Annotated in this window: 14 protein-coding genes and 1 pseudogene; 8 read left to right on the top strand and 7 right to left on the bottom strand. The window is 43.2% G+C overall.

The window, feature by feature from the left end:
- Positions 1-373: 373 nt before the first annotated feature.
- The 3 genes and pseudogenes from B5Y67_RS08180 to B5Y67_RS08165 all read right to left on the bottom strand — a co-directional run bounded on the left by B5Y67_RS08180 (position 374) and on the right by B5Y67_RS08165 (position 5,122).
- On the bottom strand, positions 374-1,459 hold the full coding sequence (locus tag B5Y67_RS08180) for a hypothetical protein (protein WP_088225959.1): 1,086 nt from the start codon (positions 1,457-1,459) through the stop codon (positions 374-376).
- A gap of 1,429 nt (positions 1,460-2,888) precedes the next feature.
- Positions 2,889-3,923: pseudogene (locus B5Y67_RS08170) on the bottom strand (cell wall-binding repeat-containing protein); the annotation flags it as partial.
- Positions 3,924-4,846: 923 nt separating this feature from the next.
- Positions 4,847-5,122, bottom strand: a complete 276-nt coding sequence (locus tag B5Y67_RS08165) for a hypothetical protein (protein ID WP_088225956.1) — start codon at positions 5,120-5,122, stop codon at positions 4,847-4,849.
- 256 nt (positions 5,123-5,378) lie between these two features.
- Here B5Y67_RS08165 and rlmN point away from each other — a divergent pair, with 256 nt between their 5' ends.
- The 6 genes from rlmN to B5Y67_RS08135 all read left to right on the top strand — a co-directional run bounded on the left by rlmN (position 5,379) and on the right by B5Y67_RS08135 (position 9,069).
- Positions 5,379-6,440, top strand: a complete 1,062-nt coding sequence (rlmN, locus tag B5Y67_RS08160; protein WP_088225982.1) for a 23S rRNA (adenine(2503)-C(2))-methyltransferase RlmN — start codon at positions 5,379-5,381, stop codon at positions 6,438-6,440.
- Positions 6,441-6,455: 15 nt separating this feature from the next.
- Entirely contained in the window at positions 6,456-7,289 is an 834-nt protein-coding gene (locus B5Y67_RS08155) for a DegV family protein (RefSeq protein ID WP_088225955.1), read from the top strand.
- A 209-nt stretch (positions 7,290-7,498) separates the two neighbouring features.
- Positions 7,499-7,930 (top strand): DUF2089 domain-containing protein, encoded by a 432-nt coding sequence (locus tag B5Y67_RS08150; protein WP_088225954.1) that lies wholly within the window; start codon positions 7,499-7,501, stop codon positions 7,928-7,930.
- 17 nt (positions 7,931-7,947) lie between these two features.
- Positions 7,948-8,403, top strand: a complete 456-nt coding sequence (locus B5Y67_RS08145) for a hypothetical protein (protein ID WP_088225953.1) — start codon at positions 7,948-7,950, stop codon at positions 8,401-8,403.
- Positions 8,393-8,719 carry a hypothetical protein gene (locus B5Y67_RS08140; RefSeq protein WP_088225952.1) on the top strand — a complete coding sequence of 109 codons (327 nt, stop codon included), beginning with the start codon at positions 8,393-8,395 and terminating at the stop codon, positions 8,717-8,719. Before B5Y67_RS08145 ends, B5Y67_RS08140 begins: the two co-directional genes overlap by 11 nt.
- A gap of 14 nt (positions 8,720-8,733) precedes the next feature.
- Positions 8,734-9,069: a phage holin family protein gene (locus tag B5Y67_RS08135; protein ID WP_088225951.1), complete on the top strand. Its 336-nt coding sequence runs from the start codon at positions 8,734-8,736 to the stop codon at positions 9,067-9,069.
- Positions 9,070-9,115: 46 nt separating this feature from the next.
- Here the strand turns inward: B5Y67_RS08135 and B5Y67_RS08130 are convergent, their stop codons facing one another.
- A complete protein-coding gene (locus B5Y67_RS08130; protein WP_088225950.1) occupies positions 9,116-11,425 on the bottom strand; it encodes an N-acetylmuramoyl-L-alanine amidase in 2,310 nt (769 codons plus the stop codon).
- Positions 11,426-11,620: 195 nt separating this feature from the next.
- Here B5Y67_RS08130 and ilvB point away from each other — a divergent pair, with 195 nt between their 5' ends.
- Positions 11,621-13,309, top strand: a complete 1,689-nt coding sequence (gene ilvB / locus B5Y67_RS08125; RefSeq protein WP_088225949.1) for a biosynthetic-type acetolactate synthase large subunit — start codon at positions 11,621-11,623, stop codon at positions 13,307-13,309.
- Between the two features lie 4 nt (positions 13,310-13,313).
- Complete coding sequence (ilvN, locus tag B5Y67_RS08120) at positions 13,314-13,808, top strand: acetolactate synthase small subunit (RefSeq protein WP_088225948.1); 495 nt, start codon at positions 13,314-13,316, stop codon at positions 13,806-13,808.
- A gap of 177 nt (positions 13,809-13,985) precedes the next feature.
- Here ilvN and B5Y67_RS08115 read toward each other — a convergent pair whose 3' ends face one another.
- The 3 genes from B5Y67_RS08115 to B5Y67_RS08105 form a co-directional block, all read right to left on the bottom strand.
- Complete coding sequence (locus tag B5Y67_RS08115; RefSeq protein ID WP_088225947.1) at positions 13,986-15,212, bottom strand: multidrug effflux MFS transporter; 1,227 nt, start codon at positions 15,210-15,212, stop codon at positions 13,986-13,988.
- A gap of 95 nt (positions 15,213-15,307) precedes the next feature.
- Positions 15,308-16,972: a D-aminoacylase gene (locus tag B5Y67_RS08110; RefSeq protein WP_242975905.1), complete on the bottom strand. Its 1,665-nt coding sequence runs from the start codon at positions 16,970-16,972 to the stop codon at positions 15,308-15,310.
- A complete protein-coding gene (locus B5Y67_RS08105) occupies positions 16,923-18,164 on the bottom strand; it encodes an MFS transporter (protein ID WP_088225946.1) in 1,242 nt (413 codons plus the stop codon). The genes B5Y67_RS08110 and B5Y67_RS08105 overlap by 50 nt, the downstream gene beginning before the upstream one ends.
- Between the last annotated feature and the right edge of the window lie 222 nt (positions 18,165-18,386).

Below are 18,386 nucleotides of genomic sequence, written 5' to 3'. Positions count from 1 at the left end.
AGTATTTTTTACAATATAACGAAATTATGCTTAACCTCTATCGTATATTTATGTAATAGTTTATAACGTGTTAATTTATCCAATCGTAAGATTCCCACTTCAAGTGGGGGTGGTTCCCATACCTTGCTTCGGGTAGAGTCCATCCTTCAGCGCGATAGTATTTGTTATGGGCTAGGCGCTTTCGGCGAAAGTGTCCACAGGACACTTTTGTCACCGAAGCCCTATGCTCAGCTTTAACTGAACGAGTTCACTAATCCGAACCCCAAAAAAGAGTCTCTCACCCAAAGGTGAAAGACTCTTAAGTTTACGTATCAACTATTGTTGATACATAAGATTGTCTAGGTTCTCTGTTCTGAATATAGGATCGTTAATCTTAGTAGTTTTTAACAATCTTAACAGTAGCAACTAAACCATTTGTAGTTACACCGGACAGAACGACATAGTCACCTTTATTTGCCAAGTTGTTGGTCTCAACTTTGCCGTTTGTAACGGTGAACAATGGAGTTGCAGAAGATCCGGCTGCTGTGCCGCTGTCTACGACATAAACCTGTGCCAGATTCAAACCTTTGCTGCCATAAGAATCTGTAGCATAGAAGTAGATATCTTGACGGCCGGTCTTGGATTCATCTGTATCGAAGCGTTGCAGCAGAGCGCCTTGACCAAGTTCGGTACTCATAGCTGTTGAGTTGTCAATATAGATGGTATTTCCGTCATCTGACAGATGCATACCTTTCGTGGTGTCGCTGTTAACAGCAATTGTCTTAGCCACAGGATCTACATTTGAGGAGGTAATCGGTGTTGTTACGGTGTGGATCAGACCGTCAGCACCTTTAATGGTTACCGTCAAATTAGTGGTTGCGCTGGCTACTGTAGGATCTAATTTTAATCCGACCACTTTTACAGTATCATAAGCATTTGTGGCTGCAGATTTCGTACCTGTTACATTTGTTTCAACGGAGAAGTTTTTGGTGTTGTCAACATATGCGCCTTGAACAAAGCCAGGTGCCATCATTACTTTTGCTCCGGCGGATGTTTTTCCGTAAACATAGGGGTTAGCTGCCCAAGCATCTTGCTGAGCTGTAATAGCACTGCCGGTAGCTGAGTCAAAGGCATAGATTGGGTTGGAAACGGAATCGACGGAATAGTCGTTGATATCGCTGTTTTTCACAACTGTGAAGGTTACAGATTGAGAATCAATGGCTTTGCTTGCGTCGCCGCCGAGTACTGCAGCCTCATCAGCTTTGTTGATCAAATAGAAGTTAACGGTTTGGGTTCTGTTGACAGAAGCTCCAAGATTGCTGCCTGCTGCAATTTGGATACCTTGTCCGCTGACTGCTATAGCATTGGTTGTGGTAGTGGTTTTATCGGATTCAATGCCATTTACGCTCAGAGCATTTCCAGAAGTGGTAGCAACAACCTCATAGTTGCCGGCATTGCCTGTGAGACCGCTCATATCCATGGTACGGCCATATTGGTCCTTAACAGCTAAGCCACCTTAGTTTTCGCCAAAGTCTATGCGTTCGTTAGCTCCTTCTTGCTTTGCTCCGTTGCCTTTGTTGCTGTCCAAGGATAAGGTGTCAGCTTTAGGAGCCGGTTGGATATTTAAGGTGATGTTGCTGGAGTGACCAGTTGAGGTGCTTGCAGTAAGGACTTGAGGAACACTTTGATTTAAATCGCCTGAAACTGTGGTTGCTCTGACATATAAGCTGGCAGTTCCATCAGGGTTGCGTTGGAGTCCTACTTCAGAAGCATCAGAACCACTGCCGTCAAAACCATTCAACGTAACTTTTCCTGCCAGATCGGAATATTTGGTGAGTTGTTTTCCGTTTTGATCATAGGCGATAAAGGGAATTTCTTTCAGCTCACCTGAAGCAATATTGTAGGAAGGAGCCATTAAGGTGAAGGTATCAACAGCTGACTGTTTCTTTAAGGTCAGATTTAAGGTTGAAGGAGCTCCTTGGTAACTCATAGCAGTGATGGTTACAGGAAGATCGTTTTGAATCTCGTCGCTGGACACGGTTACTTGAATTGCGGCTTTGTTGTTATCTGAAGGATCTTTTACAACTTTAGCTGTTACATAGGGGCTGGAAGATGACAATTGATCATGATTATCCCCGTTTAAGATCAAGCCGCCGCTGATAAGGCTATAATCCGTGGTATCATTGCCGCTCATATCTTTAGCACTGTAATCGATATACCAAGTATCACTAGTGTCTCCAGCTGTGAGGGTTGCGTTGTTAGCATTGGTTAAACTGTTAAGTGTAATGCTGCTTAACGTTCCAATAGCTGTAGAAGTGCTTAACGTTGCGCTTACGGAAACTCCGGAGGTTGAATCATACCCTGTGATAGCGACGGTTGGGAAGGTGATAAGATTCGTAGACGTGTTTGGAGTTACTTTAAGCACACCAGTTGTTGGAATAGTGATAGAACCGGCACCTGTTTGGAAGACAATATTATTAGCGAGATAGTTGCCTGTAATGTCATTGCCATATTGGTCAAGAACCGTAAACGTAGCATAACCTATACCATCTTGATTAACAGCGAGCTTATCGGAATTAATGGTGATCTTAGCAATTTTTTGCTGACTGATGGTAACATNTACCATCTTGATTAACAGCGAGCTTATCGGAATTAATGGTGATCTTAGCAATTTTTTGCTGACTGATGGTAACATTGCTTGAACCAAGATCGGTAGCATCATTCTTCACGTCAACACTATAGGTTCCTTCAGCGAAGTTAGCTGAACTGCTCAGTGTAGCTTCTGTATTATCGGAATTCCAAGTAGCGCTTACCGTTACAGGAACTCCTGAATTGGTAACATCGAAGGTAACCTTGGAGGTATCAGCAGGAGCAGCGCTGAATTGTACTTTAATGCTGTTTGCACTGGCAGCCGTTACAGAAGAAACAGCTAAGTCACCTTGAGGAGGTGTAACTTGACCGGTTGCAATACCGGTGCGTACAGCATCAGAGACAACAGCAGTTCCGCCAAGAGCCGTCACAACGCCGTCAGAAGCGAGTTTGCTGTGAACGAAGGTTGCAGCAGCCGGAACAGTTCCGTCGGTGAGGACGATAGCGGAGTCGGTTTGAGCTGCCAGAGGTGCACCGGCAAGAGCATCGATACCGGTTTTGCCATTGGCGACATAGACGCTGTCAAATTTCAAAGATGAGCTGAAATCTTGAATAACTTGGTTGTTGGTGTCATAAGCTGTTGTACCGTAGTGACGGGTAGCACTTGGGAATTGAGCTTTAACAGCATCGCTGACGACGGCTGTACCACCGATAACATCAGAAGAGGTGATGCTGGAGTTTGAAGCTAAGAAGGATTGAACACTGGAAGGTACAGAATCTTTCTCAGTTAACAAAATGGGTTCGTTAGCAGCAGAAGCGATAGAAGCAATGGAAAGAGCGTCTTGGTTTGACCAGCCATAAGCCACGGCTACTTTAGAAACAGGAGCGCCAAGTTTGACCATTTCCTTAGCGATGTTGGCAGAGGTTTCAAAACGGTCATTTCCGCCGAGGGAAACAACGGTGATCCCCATACCGGATAATTGATCAAGAACGGATTGACTGATAACAGCCGTTCCGCTGGTTACGTAAACGGTTTTCACACTAAGTTTTTGAAGTTCAGCTTTGGTATCAGCGTTCAAGGTATTTCCTGCACCTTGAAGAAGGATTGGGGCTTTAAGGAAGGTAGCGAGTGGGCCGGCGGTTAAAGCGTCAACCATGCCGTAAGATGTGGATGAAGCCAGAACAGCAGCACCTGTCCAGCCGGTTTGATCAGCAATAGCGACAGCAGTTTGCTCAGCAGTTGTACCGGCTAAGCGGGTAGGAACAGTAGTAGCAGCAAAAGCGTTGTAAGGAACGGCAGATAAAGCCATACCAGCAATTGCTAAGGAAGCTAAAGCCTTTTTAGTCTTTTTCATGCGTAATATTTCTCCTCTCAAGTTAGAAACGTTTTTCTTTTGGTATAACCATCTTTTGTTCCTTTTGTAATAAGGGAAACAATTTTGATAAGGGAATCAATCTAATGAACAATCCAATCTCTGAGACGCTTAAACTCGCCTCTCACCTCCTTAGAAGTTTTAATATTAATCTTTAGACATTGCGCAGTATCTAAAGTATTCCACTGGAAAATTAATGGAAGCGTCCCTCCAAAAATGATTTAGGGTGAATCGCTCCAGTGGGTACCCTTTAGAAACTTGAAATAAACAAAAGGAAAGAGACGAGACAATAGCTTAAATTAAGTGTTAAACGATTAAACGTTTAAAGGATTTAAAACTATTGTTTTTTGAAGTTCTGAGCTTTTTAAAAATGTTTTTTAGCTTTGAACTTCGGGACAAACAGATAATAACACATTAAAAATTAAAATACACTTTAAACATAATGGTTATGTTTCCAGGTATTGCTTATTAACTAAAAACGTTTATATATAGAGCAAGAAATCTTAATAAGTTCTAAAACAACTGCTTAGAGCTTAATAATATCTTGCATATACATATATTGGGAGTAATAGTGGCAGATAAGTTTAACCTTCTAATATTCATACAACTTTTGTTGCGTTTAACTAGAAATTATGCTATTTTGCATTCGAATAAATAATATAAAAAAACCTGCCGAACAGGCAGGCTATTAGTCATGTAAATCATGCAGTTCCAATTCATCTAATCGTGAGACTCCCACTTCTACAAGTGGGAGTGGCCCCCGTTCTCTGCTTCGGTGGGGGCAGAGTCCATCCTTCAGCGCGATAGAATTTGTTATGGGCGGAGCTTTCGTCACCGAAGCCCCGATGCTGGTTTATTACCTAAAAGGTAAATCAATTCAATTTAGCTTATTTTGATGGCCTAGATTACTGCTGGGCGTAATTTTGAAGGTCATTTTTCACGCCATATTGTTTCTGAATTTTATTAACCTGAGGTATCCATGAAAGTAGTTTTTCTTTAACATCGCGATCATTGACTTGATCCACCAGCAGTACTTCTTTTTCATTTAACTGTATTCCAATGCGATATTGGTGATTCTCACCATCAGTACTGACCAGAATTCCTTCAAAAGGTTCCTTCGCGTAAAGAGAATTATGAAGAAAAGCTTCTTTACTCATTAGTTGACCATTGATGTTTTCCATAATGTAATCTCCTCCTCAATAATATTTACCTAAGATATTTTGTGTTTGTTCAGGGTTTTTATGTGAATTAAACAGTTGCTTGTCTTTTTCAAGCTAAGGAGGAATGGTATAATTAAGTATTAACATACAATTTTAAACAATGTTCGATATTTCAGAAAAATGGAAGGCGAAAAATGTCTTCTGATTACATTAATCATTAAAGAGTATGATTTTGCGCAGCGGGATTTTGGTTTCCGTTGACTGTGAGGAAATAGGAATGAGTAAAGAATTAATTTATGGTTTAACATTTGAACAATTAGCGGCGTATCTCTTGAAATTCGGACATAAAAAGTATCGGGCCTTACAAGTATGGGACTGGCTTTACCGAAAGAAAGCAACACAATTTTCAGAGATGATTGACGTCCATATAGACTGTATTGAGCTATTGACAGATCACTTTGTCATCAATTCCTTGAGAGAATATGAGAGACAGGAGTCTGAGGATGGAACGGTAAAATTTTTGCTTAAGTTACGAGACGAGCATTTAATAGAAACCGTTTTAATGAGACATAAATTTGGATTGTCGGTTTGCGTTACAACCCAGGTCGGCTGTAACATGGGCTGTAGTTTTTGTGCCAGCGGTCTCTTAATAAAAAATCGCGATTTATCCGCCGGAGAAATTGTGGAACAGATTATGGCTGTACAGGAGTATCTTAAGAGAAGCAACCAGCACGAACTGATAAGTCACGTAGTAGTCATGGGAATCGGCGAACCATTTGATAATTTTTCAAATGTCGTTAATGTTATTCGGATTATAAAGGATCATAAAGGGCTGGCTATTCCCGCCCGTCATATTACTGTATCGACCAGTGGTTTAGCGGACAGAATTTATCAGTTCGCTGATGAGAATTTGCAGGTAAATTTGGCAATTTCACTGCATGCCCCTTCGAACGAGCTTCGATCGCAAATTATGAAAATTAATCGGAGTTTTTCAATTCAGAGTATTATGGAGGCTCTTGACTATTATCGGCAGAAAACGAAGCGAAGGGTTACATTGGAATATATTCTGCTTAAAGGTTTAAATGATAAACGGGAACATGCTCTGCAAATCGCTGAATTGATCGGAGAAAAGAAGCAACTTATTAATGTCAACTTAATTCCCTACAACCCGGTGGAGGAACATCCTCAGTATCAACGAAGTGAGCATGAAGTAATGTTGGCTTTCTATGATACCCTAAAAAAGCAAGGTATTAATTGTAGTATCCGTCTTGAGCATGGGGCGGATATTGATGCTGCCTGCGGACAGCTGCGCAGTAAACATAGTCACTGCCAGAGCTAAGGAGACGGGAACATTATGGACTATACAATTGTCATGGACAGCGGATGTGACCTGAACGAAGATATTAAGGAGCAAATTCCTTTTCGGATAGTACCGCTTAGTATCGTTTTAGGAGAACACAATTTTCTTGATGAAAACGTGAATTTACAAGACTTCTTAGAAGAAATGAAACATACTACAGCGGCACCACATACTGCCAGTCCTTCACCGAGTGGGTTTCTTAAATGGTTTAACGAAGCAGATAATATTTTTGTCGTTACTCTCTCCTCCCAAATTAGCAGTACCTATAATAATGCCGTTTTAGCCAAAACAATGTTTTTGGAACAGCGAGGCACAGGCTTTATACATGTCTTTGATTCCCATACCGCTTCTGTGGGAGAGACTTTGATAGGACTGAAAATTGCGGAATTGATTCAGAATAACCTCAAAAAGAATGAGATTGTCGAGCGGGTTAATCAATATATACAGGAAATGAGAACGTTCTTCCTTCTGGATTCTTTGGAGCATTTAATTAAATCCGGACGACTTAATCGCTTTGCAGGGACCGTAGCGACTTGGCTTTCCATAAAACCCATTTTAGGTGCGTCAGGTGAAGGAACCATCGACCTGATTGAGAAAGTAAGAGGGTCAAAAAGGGCCTTTCATCGCTTCCTTGAAGTCATTGGGGAAAAGGGAGAAAAGATGGAGGACAAAGTGCTGGGAATTGCCCACTGTAATTGTTTAGACAAGGCTTTGGCCTTAAAAGAAGAAATACAGCGGCGATACTGTTTTAAAGATGTAATTATCGTGGAAATGGGAGCAACAATTTCAGTCTATGCTGATGAAGGCGGGCTTTTAGTCGCATATTAATAGTTTCTTCAGCTCTTTGTCTTAAAACGGACAAAGGGTTTTTGTTTTAATTCGGTTAACATTTAACAAATGTTTTAATATTAATTTAAAAATGTTAATATAATCAACTTGAAACTTAAATATATTAACATAAATGTTGACATTATGAATGCAAGAGCTTATTATATACAATATAAAAGCGGTAAGTTACTTAATGAGAGGTGATAAGCTTGAATTATAAGATACCCCATCGGTGTCCGGTATGTGACCATGAATTAAAAATCAGTAAATTAACCTGTACTCATTGTCCGACTAAGATTGAAGGAGAGTTCTCCTCTTGTAAGTTTTGCAGACTCCCCAGGGAACAGATTCTTTTTATCGAGGCGTTTATTAAATGCCGGGGGAATATTAAAGAGGTTGAAAAAGAATTGGGCATCTCTTATCCGACAGTTCGCGGTCGTTTAGATAGTGTCATTGAAGCCCTTGGCTACAGTTTAGAGAAAGAAAAAGAGCCTGTCTCCGAAAATGCAGCGATAACCAAAGAACAATTACGGCGGCAAGAGATACTTGAGGCTCTCAATCGCGGGGAAATATCGGCCCAAGAGGCGGCAGTTCAAATGAGGAAACAAAGAGGTTCGAATTCTGAAGAAGATACGGATTAGAAAGGAGTAATTGAGATATGAGCAGCGAAAAAATGAAGATACTTGAGATGATTCAGGAGGGAAAACTAACAGCTGCGGAGGGAATGGAACTGCTTAAGGCGATGGAAGATGAGATATCGTCTGAGAAGGCTTCAGTGGTGCCGGAATTTGATCTGGTTAAACCAGAAATGGCTAAACCAAACACTGGGGATCGCTTTCTGCGGGTTCGAGTTCTTGGAGAAAAATCTCTGAAGGTAAATGTCAATGTTCCCTTGAGCTTAATACGTTCTGCATCAAAGTTAGTGGTTTATGCTATGAGCTTTGTTCCCGCTGATAAGCGTACGGAATTAGAACAAAAGGGTCTTGATTTGCAGGCTTTGGATGTTGAGGAGCTTGTCCGCTTAGTTGAAGAAACTGTGGATGGCAAGATAGTAGATGTGGAAGTATCAGATCCTCAAGAGGGCAGAATCAAGGTGGAAGTGTGTGTGGAATAATTACACCACGTTTTTGATTGTCAGAGTAAAGGTAAAACACTACCGCGGGTTTGTATTTCCGGTTCCTGTCTGGGTTGCGGATGAGCTTTTTGTAGCCTTAGCAGAACTGGCTTGGGTAGGGGAGAAGACACTAAAGTGCATTCCTTACCATAAGGATCATAAGGATCGTAAATTGTTGAGTTGGATCAATGCTATTTCTCCAAGCCGTCTCCTGGAAGGTCTGCATAATATGGTTATAGAATTGAGCAGACACGAAGGCTTGGATATTCTTGAGGTTGAAACGGGAGAAGTTAAGGTCAAAATTAGCTTAAAGTGAAACGGGGGTATTTGATGAAACGACCTATTTACCGTATTTTAGTCAACACACTCGTATTTTTGGCGGCAGCCCAATTTCTCCCCATTCATGCTTCTTCGCCCCTTCATTACCTTGGAGCGGGCCTAATGCTCTGGATCGTAAATTTGTTGATTCGCCCAGTTTTGATTGTCTTAACTATTCCACTGAATCTGTTAACTTTGGGGATTTTCACTCTCATCATAAATACCTGGATGATCATGCTTACGAGCGGGCTCGTACCGGGTTTTTATGTTAGGGGTTTCGGCGTTGCCTTCACAGTCTCACTGATGATAACCATAGCTAACTGGGGGATTAAAAGAATAAACAGCTAGTAACCTTTGAAAGTTACTAGCTGCTTTTTTGTTAATGGTTGCTTTTTTAGTTATTGGGTGTGGAGCTATTGTAGTAATTGTAAATTCCATGAAAAATTGCTGCGGCGACATTTTTTCGGAATGTGTCGTTCTGCAGTCTTGCTTCTTCATAGGGACTGGAGATAAAGGCGGTTTCGACTAAAACTGCAGGCATTGTTGTATATTTAATGACATAGAAATTTGCGTCTTTAACTCCTCGATTGTTGGTCTTTACCGTGTCGATCATTGCGCTTTGAATACTGCTGGCCAATTGTTGGCTCTTCTGTTCTTGAGGATTGTCTGTACAATAGTAGGTCGTTGTGCCTTGAACGGAGGGATTACTGAAGGAGTCGTTATGAATAGAGATAAAGAGGTCGGGTTTACTTTTGGCAGCATCGTCAACTCGGTCTTGAAGATCATTGATTTCCGAGAAATCACTGGCCGCGGGAGAAGAGTCATTGTCCCGGGTTAAGAGAACCTTCGCCCCAGCCTGTTGCAGGATTGAATTTAAATCTTCTGCAATGGCTAAAGTATTGTCCTTTTCATAGGTACCACTGGGACCGATTGCTCCGGTGTCAGGACTTCCATGTCCAGGATCGATCATAATGGTCTTTCCACTTAAAGCATTCTCTGGGATTCCGGCGAAAGGATCAACAAGAACCTCTTGAGAAGGGTCGTAATTCGTTGGAGATGAAGAGGAATCGCCTGAAGAAGAACCACCAGAGGAAGAACCGCCCGAAGAAGAACTACCAGAAGAAGAGTTGCCCGAAGAAGAGTCCCCTCCCGATGAGGAACCGCCTGATGAAGGCGAGGAAGGTGGCTGTATAGAGGAAGGAAGCTGAGGAAACGCTTTCAAATTTGAACTGTAATTCGAAGATGCTTTTCCTTCAATAATGGCTTGAGACGTTGTACTGATAATGCCCGTTCCTCCGAGAATAAAGACTTTGCCGTTTGGACTCAAGTCATTGGCAGAGTCTGAGCTTGCAGCGGAGAGAGTTACATAGCTGTCTGAAACCCAACCTGTTATTGATTGATAAGTGGTCTGATACCAATCGTTTTGGGAATTAAGAAGATCAAGCGTTGTGTCTTTAGGTATCGTCGCCAGAAGTTTTCCCGTAGAAGAGGGTGTATCTCTTAAATTTAATCCTGCCGAGGCATTGACGATTCCCTTTTTGGTATTGCTGGAAGTCGATGAAGAGTTGTTGGCGGAAATTGTAATGTAGGCATCAGAAACCCAGCCGGTTTTAGATTGATAGGTCGTTTGATACCAGTGATTTTGATAGGTGCCAAGATCAAGGGTAGTCCCATTGGGAATGGTTGCCAGTAGATTTCCTGAAGAAGAAGGGGTGTCACGAAGATTTAATCCGTTTGCAGCCGTAACGACACCTGCTTTAGATGTGTTACCTGAGGCAGAAGTGGAAGAAGTTGATGCAGGGGGTTCGACGACCATATGTAAGCGCATTACGTTATAAACAGAGGGCGGAATATCATTTTGTTCGGTGAGTAAAAGCGGAGCCTTTTCTTTTGAGGCGAGAACAGTACCGGCTACGGCATCAGGGAAGGTGATTCCTGATGCTAAGAAAAGGTCGTTTGATTGATAGATATCTTTCATGCTGGAAACGACTTTGGCGTTGGTATCGTAGCGGTCCTCTCCGCCAAGGCGAGTCTCAATTGTAAAGTTGTTTTTTGTCAATTCTTCTGAGGGAACGACAACTTCTCCGCCAATGACGGTGATATGTTTTGGTGCATTTTCGTTTAAGTACTTCAGGACAGAGTCGGGGAGAGTTGTTGAAGTAAGTACAACGGGAATTTGTTTAATGCCGGCATAGGTGGCCGCTGACAGAGCATCCGGAAAATTATCGCCATTAACTATGATCAGAGAATCTGAAGTCAAACGCTTTGCCAGCAGAACAGATGTCTCGTAACGATCAGTTCCTCCTATCCGTTCCCAGTTTAAGGACAATTGCTCAAGGTTCTTTTCAATCGCCGGTTTTAAGCAAGCGGTACCTCCGAGTAAGATAATCTTCTGAGGTTTTAGGCGCTGCAGCTCTTGAACTACTCTTGAGTCAAGAGCGTCTCCTCCTGTTAAAAGAATTGGGGCATTTAAGTTAACAGCATAAGGGGTAGCTGCGATAGAATCGGGATAATCTGAGGCCTGGCATAAAATAACAGTTTGAGCGGAATCCCAGCCTTTTTGAGAAATTTTCAAGGCTGTTTCAATCTGGTCTTGACCTGCTATTCTTTCTGTTACATAAGCTAGAGGACTTGCTTGAGTAATCATTGGTAAGGCAAATATAAGCACAAGCGAAGCTATCATCGCGGTGATGATTTTTTTCACATTAATTCATCCTTTCTCCTGCCATTATGTCGATTATATCACAGAAACCCACTCTAATTGATGAAATTTGCAAAACGTAATTTAGCAAGTATTCTGTAGGTTTAGAGAAGATTTGTGCTATAATAGAGTCTAAAAATAATTGTTGTCGTAATAACAGACACCATGGATTGGGCAGATGTATAGGGAGGGGCAAATATGATAATGACGGGTGCGGAAGCGATTATCGAATCGCTGAAAAAGGAAAACGTGGATGTAGCCTTCGGCTATCCCGGCGGGGCAGTGCTGACACTATATGATGCTTTATATAAAGCAAATTTCCGGCATATTTTAACGAAGCATGAACAAGGTGCTGTCCATGCTGCTGATGGTTATGCCAGAGCCACGGGAAAAGTCGGAGTTGTTATTGCCACTTCCGGTCCGGGGGCAACGAATCTGGTGACGGGGATTGCTACTGCTTATATGGATTCGATTCCGATGGTAGCAATAACCGGTCAAGTTGCCGTTCCCTTAATTGGCAGAGATTCCTTTCAAGAGGCAGATATTCGGGGAATTACAACTCCAATTACTAAACACAACTATTTGGTTAAAACTGTTGAAGAGTTGCCCCAGGCTTTAAAAGAAGCTTTCTATATTGCGCGTACAGGTCGGCCGGGCCCTGTCGTTGTAGACATTGCCAAAGATGTTTTTGCAGCTTCCTTTGATTACGAATATCCTTCAGAAGTTAAGCTGCGCGGTTATCATCCCGTCTATGAAGGAAATCAAACCGTCATAAATCAGGTCTTTGAGGAATTGCGTTCGGCCAGCAAGCCTTTGCTTTTTATCGGCGGGGGAGTCAATCTATCCGATTCTTCGTCGGAGTTGAGAGAATTTGTGGAGCAGAGTGGTTTTCCTGTAATTACCAGCTTAATGGGCTTAGGGTGTATTCCCTTCGACCATCCTCAATTTTTGGGAATGGTTGGAATGCATGGGACATACGCCGCAAATATGGCAACGACAGAATGCGATTTGCTTTTAGGAATCGGGGTTCGTTTTGATGATCGGGTGACAGGACTTTTGAGTGATTTTGCCTCAAAGGCTAAGATTATTCACTTTGATATAGATCCGGCGGAAATTAACAAAAATGTTATCGCTCAAATACGGGTCATCGGGGATTTAAACTGGTCATTACCAGCCTTAATAGAAAAAATCAGGGGAGTTTCCGGCGAATTACAAGAACAGGTTCGGCCTTGGCGGGAAAAAGTATTAGGCTGGAAGCAAGACTATCCGCTGACTTATGAACAAGGGAAGGATCTTGTAATGCCGCAGGCTGTGGTTGAAAAGGTCAGTCAATTGACTCAGGGTGAGGCCGTGATTGTTACGGATGTCGGGCAAAATCAAATTTGGGCAGCTCAATTCTATGGTTTCAGACATCCGCGTCGGTTTTTAACGTCAGGCGGGTTAGGAACCATGGGTTATGGCCTGCCAGCTGCCTTAGGAGCTCAATGTGGTTTGCCTGATAAAAAGGTAGTTCTTTTTGTTGGTGACGGCGGATTGATGATGAACTGTCAGGAATTAGCGACCCTTGCCGATTGTGATTTTCCTGTGGTTGTTTTGGTTCTGAACAACCAAACCTTAGGGATGGTTGCTCAGTGGCAAAGGATGTTTTATGGTGGCCGTTATTCCCATACCAGCCTCAAAGGGCATACTGATTTCGTAAAGTTGGCAGAAGCTATGGGAGTAACGGGCTTGAGAGTAACTGAGCCTGCGGAGCTGGATAACGTTCTTGCCCAGGCTTTAGCAACAAGGGGTCCGGTTTTAGTGGATATACGAACTCCTGAGACAGTCGATGTCCTCCCGATGGTTCCTGCGGGAGCACGCCTTGATCAGATGATTATGGGAGGTTAAGAAGATGAAGCATACACTTGCCGTTTTGGTTGAAAACCGGCCGGGCGTCTTGACGCATATTTCGGGGTTAATCAGCCGCAGGGCTTTCAACATCGAAAGTATAGCAGCCGGGTATACTGAAGAGCCGGATACAACAAGAATTACCATTGTTGTAGAAGGGGATGAAATAGAACAAGAACAAGTTGTAAATCAGTTATCCAAATTAATTGATGTTATCAAAATCAGTGATTTAACGGCAGTTGAGTCCATCCAGCGGGAACTGGCCTTGATCAAGGTTAAAGCAAGCCTGGAGACTCGTTCAGACATTATCAATATCGTTAATATTTTCCGAGCCAGCATTGTGGATGTCAGCCGGGAGACGATGGTGATTGAACTTTCCGGAGATGAAACCAAGATTGATGCTCTTTGTCAAGTCCTTGAAGAGGATCATGGAATTATTGAAATTGCGCGGACGGGCAAGATCGCCCTTTCACGTGGCCCTATACCGGCAAAAGCTTAGTAGTAAGCCAACCTGGCAATTAGACTCCCCTGCCGCTAACGGCGCCATTAAAGAATGAAAACTGGTGCTCTGGTAAAGAAATCTCAACAAAATAATAGGTTGTAACCTTTGTCTCTCCAATTAGGTTACAACCCATTATTTTTGTCGTAAGTTCTATCCAAAATTGCTCGTTATCTTCTATTTAAAGCGGAGGTTTTTATCTTTTAATAATAAATAGCATAGAATTGCTCCCACCTCACATATAGAGATAACTGTCCCCATAGGAACAGCTGTGTTGCCTCCCCCAAGACCAACAAGCGGGGCGACGGCTGCACCAATGACAAAAGCAAATAATCCCAGCAAGGCTGAGGCGCTTCCTGCCGAATGACCGTAATTCTCCATAGCGAGTGATGAGCCGGCTGTTGTTACAACTCCAACGCTGGATACGGCAATGAATAACGGCAACAAAATGGCCATTAGTCCCGCTCCCAGGAGAATTGTAGTCAGTAAGCACAAACCACCCAAGGTAGCTAAGATGAGGCCTGTAATAAAGAGTTTTGTTCCGGCAATGCAGCTGGCCATTCTGCCGGTAATTTGGCCGGCGATGATGATGCCCAATCCATTAATGGCAAAAAAGAGGCTGAACAATTGCGGAGACGCACCAAAAATATTTTGGATGACAAAAGGTGAACCAGAGATATAGGCAAACATGGCGGCCATGACGAGTCCTTGGGGTAATGCATATCCCATAAATACTCGGTCACACATTAAATCGCGAAACGTAATTAAAATGTTCTTCAGGCCTCCTTGTGAGCGGCGTTGAGGCGGCAGGGTTTCTGGTAAGGTAAAAAAGACCGCCAAGAACATAGCGATTCCTACCAGAGTTAAAACAAGAAAAACACCTCGCCAAGAAGTGAACTCTAAAAGCTGTCCGCCAATAATCGGAGCTACTATTGGACCAACACCATTAATTAACATTAAAAGAGCAAAGAACCTTGTCATTTCAGGTCCAGAATAGAGATCTCTCACAACAGCTCGTGAAATAGCAATACCCGCAGAACCGGCAAAACCTTGAATAAAGCGGAGTAAAATTAGTGTCCAGATGGAAGGACTGATTACACAAAGCAAGGAAGAGACGGAATAGCAGAAAAGTCCAATGAGAAGAGGCATGCGGCGTCCACGAACATCGCTCTGGGAACCTGTTAATAATTGACCAAAGGCGAGACCGAGAAGACAGGCCGTCAGACTGAATTGAGCGAAAGAGGCGCTGGTATGCAAATCTTTAGCTAAAATAGGTAATGAAGGTAAGTACATGTCGATGGAAAGTGGCCCAAAGGCAGATAAGGCACCTAAAACAAAAGCGATCCACAGTCGGCGGGAGTGGGAGAAGGTTGCGCTGGAGCTAGGATTGAGACTATTATTCAAAAATTTCCGGCCTCCTTAGTTTAAAGATTGAACCTAATCAAGAATAAAAATTTTCACTTAATAAGGTATACGCTTATTAAATTATGGGAGAGTATTTAAATACTAACAATTAATTGACCAGCTCCCGAATTTAAAAGCTTGCCCTCTGCTAAAGCAATTTGACCGTTAAGGACAGTGTAATTTATTCCTTGGGGAAATTGGTCGGGTTTAGTGTAATCTTCAGGTACGCTGATTTTCTGAGGGTCGAAGACAACAAGATCTGCAGCATAGCCTTCTTTTAGAAAACCCTTTTGCTTCAGTTTTAAGCGCTGTGCAGGATCTCCTGTGATTCTTTTAATTCCTTCTTCCCAAGTTAAAAGTTTTTTCTCCCGGACATATTCACCTAAGAACTTGGGATAAGTGCCATATAAGCGTGGATGAGGCGTGCCTGTCGGAATGCCGTCTGACCCTACTTGACATAAAGGATGCTTGTATAACGTCGTAATATCGTCTTCGGCGAATAAATCGTGCATGACCATAGAACACTGGCAATCTTCACTAATCAAGAGATTGGCCACCTGATCGATAATTTTATCGGCAGGCAATTTGTAATTTAAAGCGGCTTCAGGGATCAATTGATGAGCTCTGCGTCCTTCCGCCCATTTGTTTTCTTTTTTGAAAGCAGAACTAATCATAATATTTGGCCAGCCCACCATACCCACAAAGTTGTCCCAACCCGGATAATCCGGTCCGTTTTCTCTGAGTTCATCGTTAAGCCTTGCCCTAAGAACAGGGTCTTTTAAGCGTTTAATAATTTCGGGGCTTCCTCCTTCTTTGGCCCAGGGAGGAAGAATTTGGGACAGCAAGGTGCTGCCCGCCTGATAAGGATGCTCATCAAAGGTAACATCAATCCCTTCAGAACGCGCTTTCTCCACCATAGTAATTAATTCCTGTCCAGTAATGCCAAAACGGGGGTTAGCGTAGGAACGCATATGCGAAATTTGTAATTTGACTCCCGATCGTTTGGCGACTTCCAGGGCTTCAGCCATTGCTTCCCGAACTTGAAGCGAGTGACTGCGAATGTGAATCATCATGATGCCGTCATGGTCTGCTGCCACAGAACTAAGAGCGACAAGCTCTTCCTGAGGAGCAAACATGCCGGGCAGGTAAGCTAAGCCATAGGAAATTCCTAATGCACCGGCAGACATAGCCTCTTCGACAAGGGCACACATGTTGGCCAGGTCTTTAGAAGTCGGAGAATTGTTTTTAAGCCCTAAAATTTGGGCTCGCACTGCTCCGTGACCGATAAGGAAAGCGAGGTTATTGGGTTTTGATGCTCGGTTCATTTCCTGAAGAAAGGCTGCGTAATCCGGCCAGTTCCATTTTTGCGGTCCCATGCCCAGGATAGGTGTCAGATAGGAGCGCCAATCTTCCATAGTATCGCTGCAGGGTGCAGACCCAAGGCCGCATTGCCCGGCAATTTCCGTAGTGATTCCTTGGCGCAGACGACTTTCGCGAACAGAGCCGGTCATAAACGGTACTAGATCGCAATGACTGTGTACGTCAATAAAGCCTGGTGTAACCATGCTGCCAGCGGCCATAATTGTCTTAACCGCAGTTGATGAGAGCGTCTGTTTTATTTCTACGATCTGCCCATCCTTAATTCCAAGATCTTTTTGTTTGGCGGGGCTTCCTGTTCCATCGACTACAAGACCGCCTATGATGGCAAGATCAAACATTATTGCTGCAACACCTTTCCTTGTTACCTTTTCGCTGATCATAAAGCCCCATTCCCCAAATAATTAGACTAAGCAGGATGAGCAAGCTTCCAACCAGACAGACACCCTTCCACTGCCAGAGACTCCAAGCATGCATGCCTAAAAATGATCCCAGTGAGCCTCCAATAAAATAAGTAACCATATATACGGTATTTAACCTGCTTTTAGCTTCAGGGACTAAAGCGTATACTCGTGCTTGATTCGATATTTGGGCACCTTGAACGCCTAGATCTAATAAAATAACACCTAATATTAATCCCCACAAGTGTCTGCCGAACAACCAGAGGAAACCATAGGCTACTAATGTCACTGCCGCAGCGATTCCTACGACGATTCGGGGACCCTTTTTATCAGCTAATCGCCCGGCGACAGGGGCAAATGAGGCGCCTGCTACACCAATTAAGCCAAAAAGGCCGGCGATTTCAGTACCATAATAATAGGGCGGCTGTTTGAGGAAGAAAGCTAAGGTTGTCCAAAAGACACTAAACGTGCCGAAGAGGAGTCCCCCCATCAGAGAGGCTTCCCGCAATAAGGGGAGCTTCATTGTATATTCCCATAAAGAATGAAGAGTTTGACGGTAAGATAAACGTGATGTGGAACCGGTCTGAGGTAAGAAAGCCCACAGCGTTAGGGCTAAACTAAACATTAAAACCGCGGCGATATAATACATTATGCGCCAGCCCCAAAGACTGCCGATAATTCCGCTGATGGTTCTGGCTAATAAAATTCCAAAAAATAAACCACTCATGACCATGCCGACAATACGGCCCTGTTGATCGGGTCTCGCCAGTTGGGCTGCCAAAGGAACGATGATTTGAGGAACGACGGTTGTTGTTCCCACGGCAAAACTGGCTGCATCTAACATGGTGAGGTTTCCAGATGCCCCTACGGACAACAAAGAGACTGTCACCGCGCCGAGTAAAATAACAATTAAGGATTTTTTTTCCTTAATATCTCCGAGGGGAACAAATAAAAAGAGGCCTAAGGCATAACCTAATTGTGTAAGCGTGGAGATGCTTCCGATTTGAGCGGCAGAAGCATGGAATGTTTGAGCCATGTCAGCAAGCAGAGGCTGATTGTAGTAGAGATTAGCGACAGACAGTCCGGAACTGATGGCAAGTATCAAGAGAAGTCCGCGCGAAAGTTCGGGATGTTGTGGTTTACCTGAAGAATTTGTGCTTGAATTAAGGTTCATACTATCCCTCTCAGTTCTAAAGTCCTATTAATTGTTCGGTTTGTTATGTTAAGTCTACGCGGTAAATGCCCCGAAGGCAAGCCAAAAGATAGGCTTAATACATAATACCTGTGTTCTGATGTGCTCAGCTTTAGCCGAACGAGCTCACTTATAATCTCACATCCATACAGAAGGTTTGGACGGATAATATCATCGAAGGGAGACTGGAAATAATAATATCAC

Origin of the sequence: Desulfosporosinus sp. FKB (assembly GCF_002196705.1) — a bacterium.
GTDB lineage: Bacteria > Bacillota > Desulfitobacteriia > Desulfitobacteriales > Desulfitobacteriaceae > Desulfosporosinus.
The sequence above is the reverse complement of the archived record's forward strand: the minus strand, read 5'-3'. Positions and strand labels throughout refer to the sequence as shown.

Excerpts from the sequence above, each read along its gene's own strand:
- B5Y67_RS08180 (WP_088225959.1), bottom strand. The coding sequence starts at position 1,459 with ATGGATATGAGCGGTCTCACAGGCAATGCCGGCAACTATGAGGTTGTT.
- B5Y67_RS08165 (WP_088225956.1), bottom strand. The coding sequence starts at position 5,122 with ATGGAAAACATCAATGGTCAACTAATGAGTAAAGAAGCTTTTCTTCAT.
- rlmN (WP_088225982.1), top strand. The coding sequence starts at position 5,379 with ATGAGTAAAGAATTAATTTATGGTTTAACATTTGAACAATTAGCGGCG.
- B5Y67_RS08155 (WP_088225955.1), top strand. The coding sequence starts at position 6,456 with ATGGACTATACAATTGTCATGGACAGCGGATGTGACCTGAACGAAGAT.
- B5Y67_RS08145 (WP_088225953.1), top strand. The coding sequence starts at position 7,948 with ATGAGCAGCGAAAAAATGAAGATACTTGAGATGATTCAGGAGGGAAAA.
- B5Y67_RS08135 (WP_088225951.1), top strand. The coding sequence starts at position 8,734 with ATGAAACGACCTATTTACCGTATTTTAGTCAACACACTCGTATTTTTG.
- ilvB (WP_088225949.1), top strand. The coding sequence starts at position 11,621 with ATGATAATGACGGGTGCGGAAGCGATTATCGAATCGCTGAAAAAGGAA.
- ilvN (WP_088225948.1), top strand. The coding sequence starts at position 13,314 with ATGAAGCATACACTTGCCGTTTTGGTTGAAAACCGGCCGGGCGTCTTG.
- B5Y67_RS08110 (WP_242975905.1), bottom strand. The coding sequence starts at position 16,972 with ATGATCAGCGAAAAGGTAACAAGGAAAGGTGTTGCAGCAATAATGTTT.
- B5Y67_RS08105 (WP_088225946.1), bottom strand. The coding sequence starts at position 18,164 with ATGAACCTTAATTCAAGCACAAATTCTTCAGGTAAACCACAACATCCC.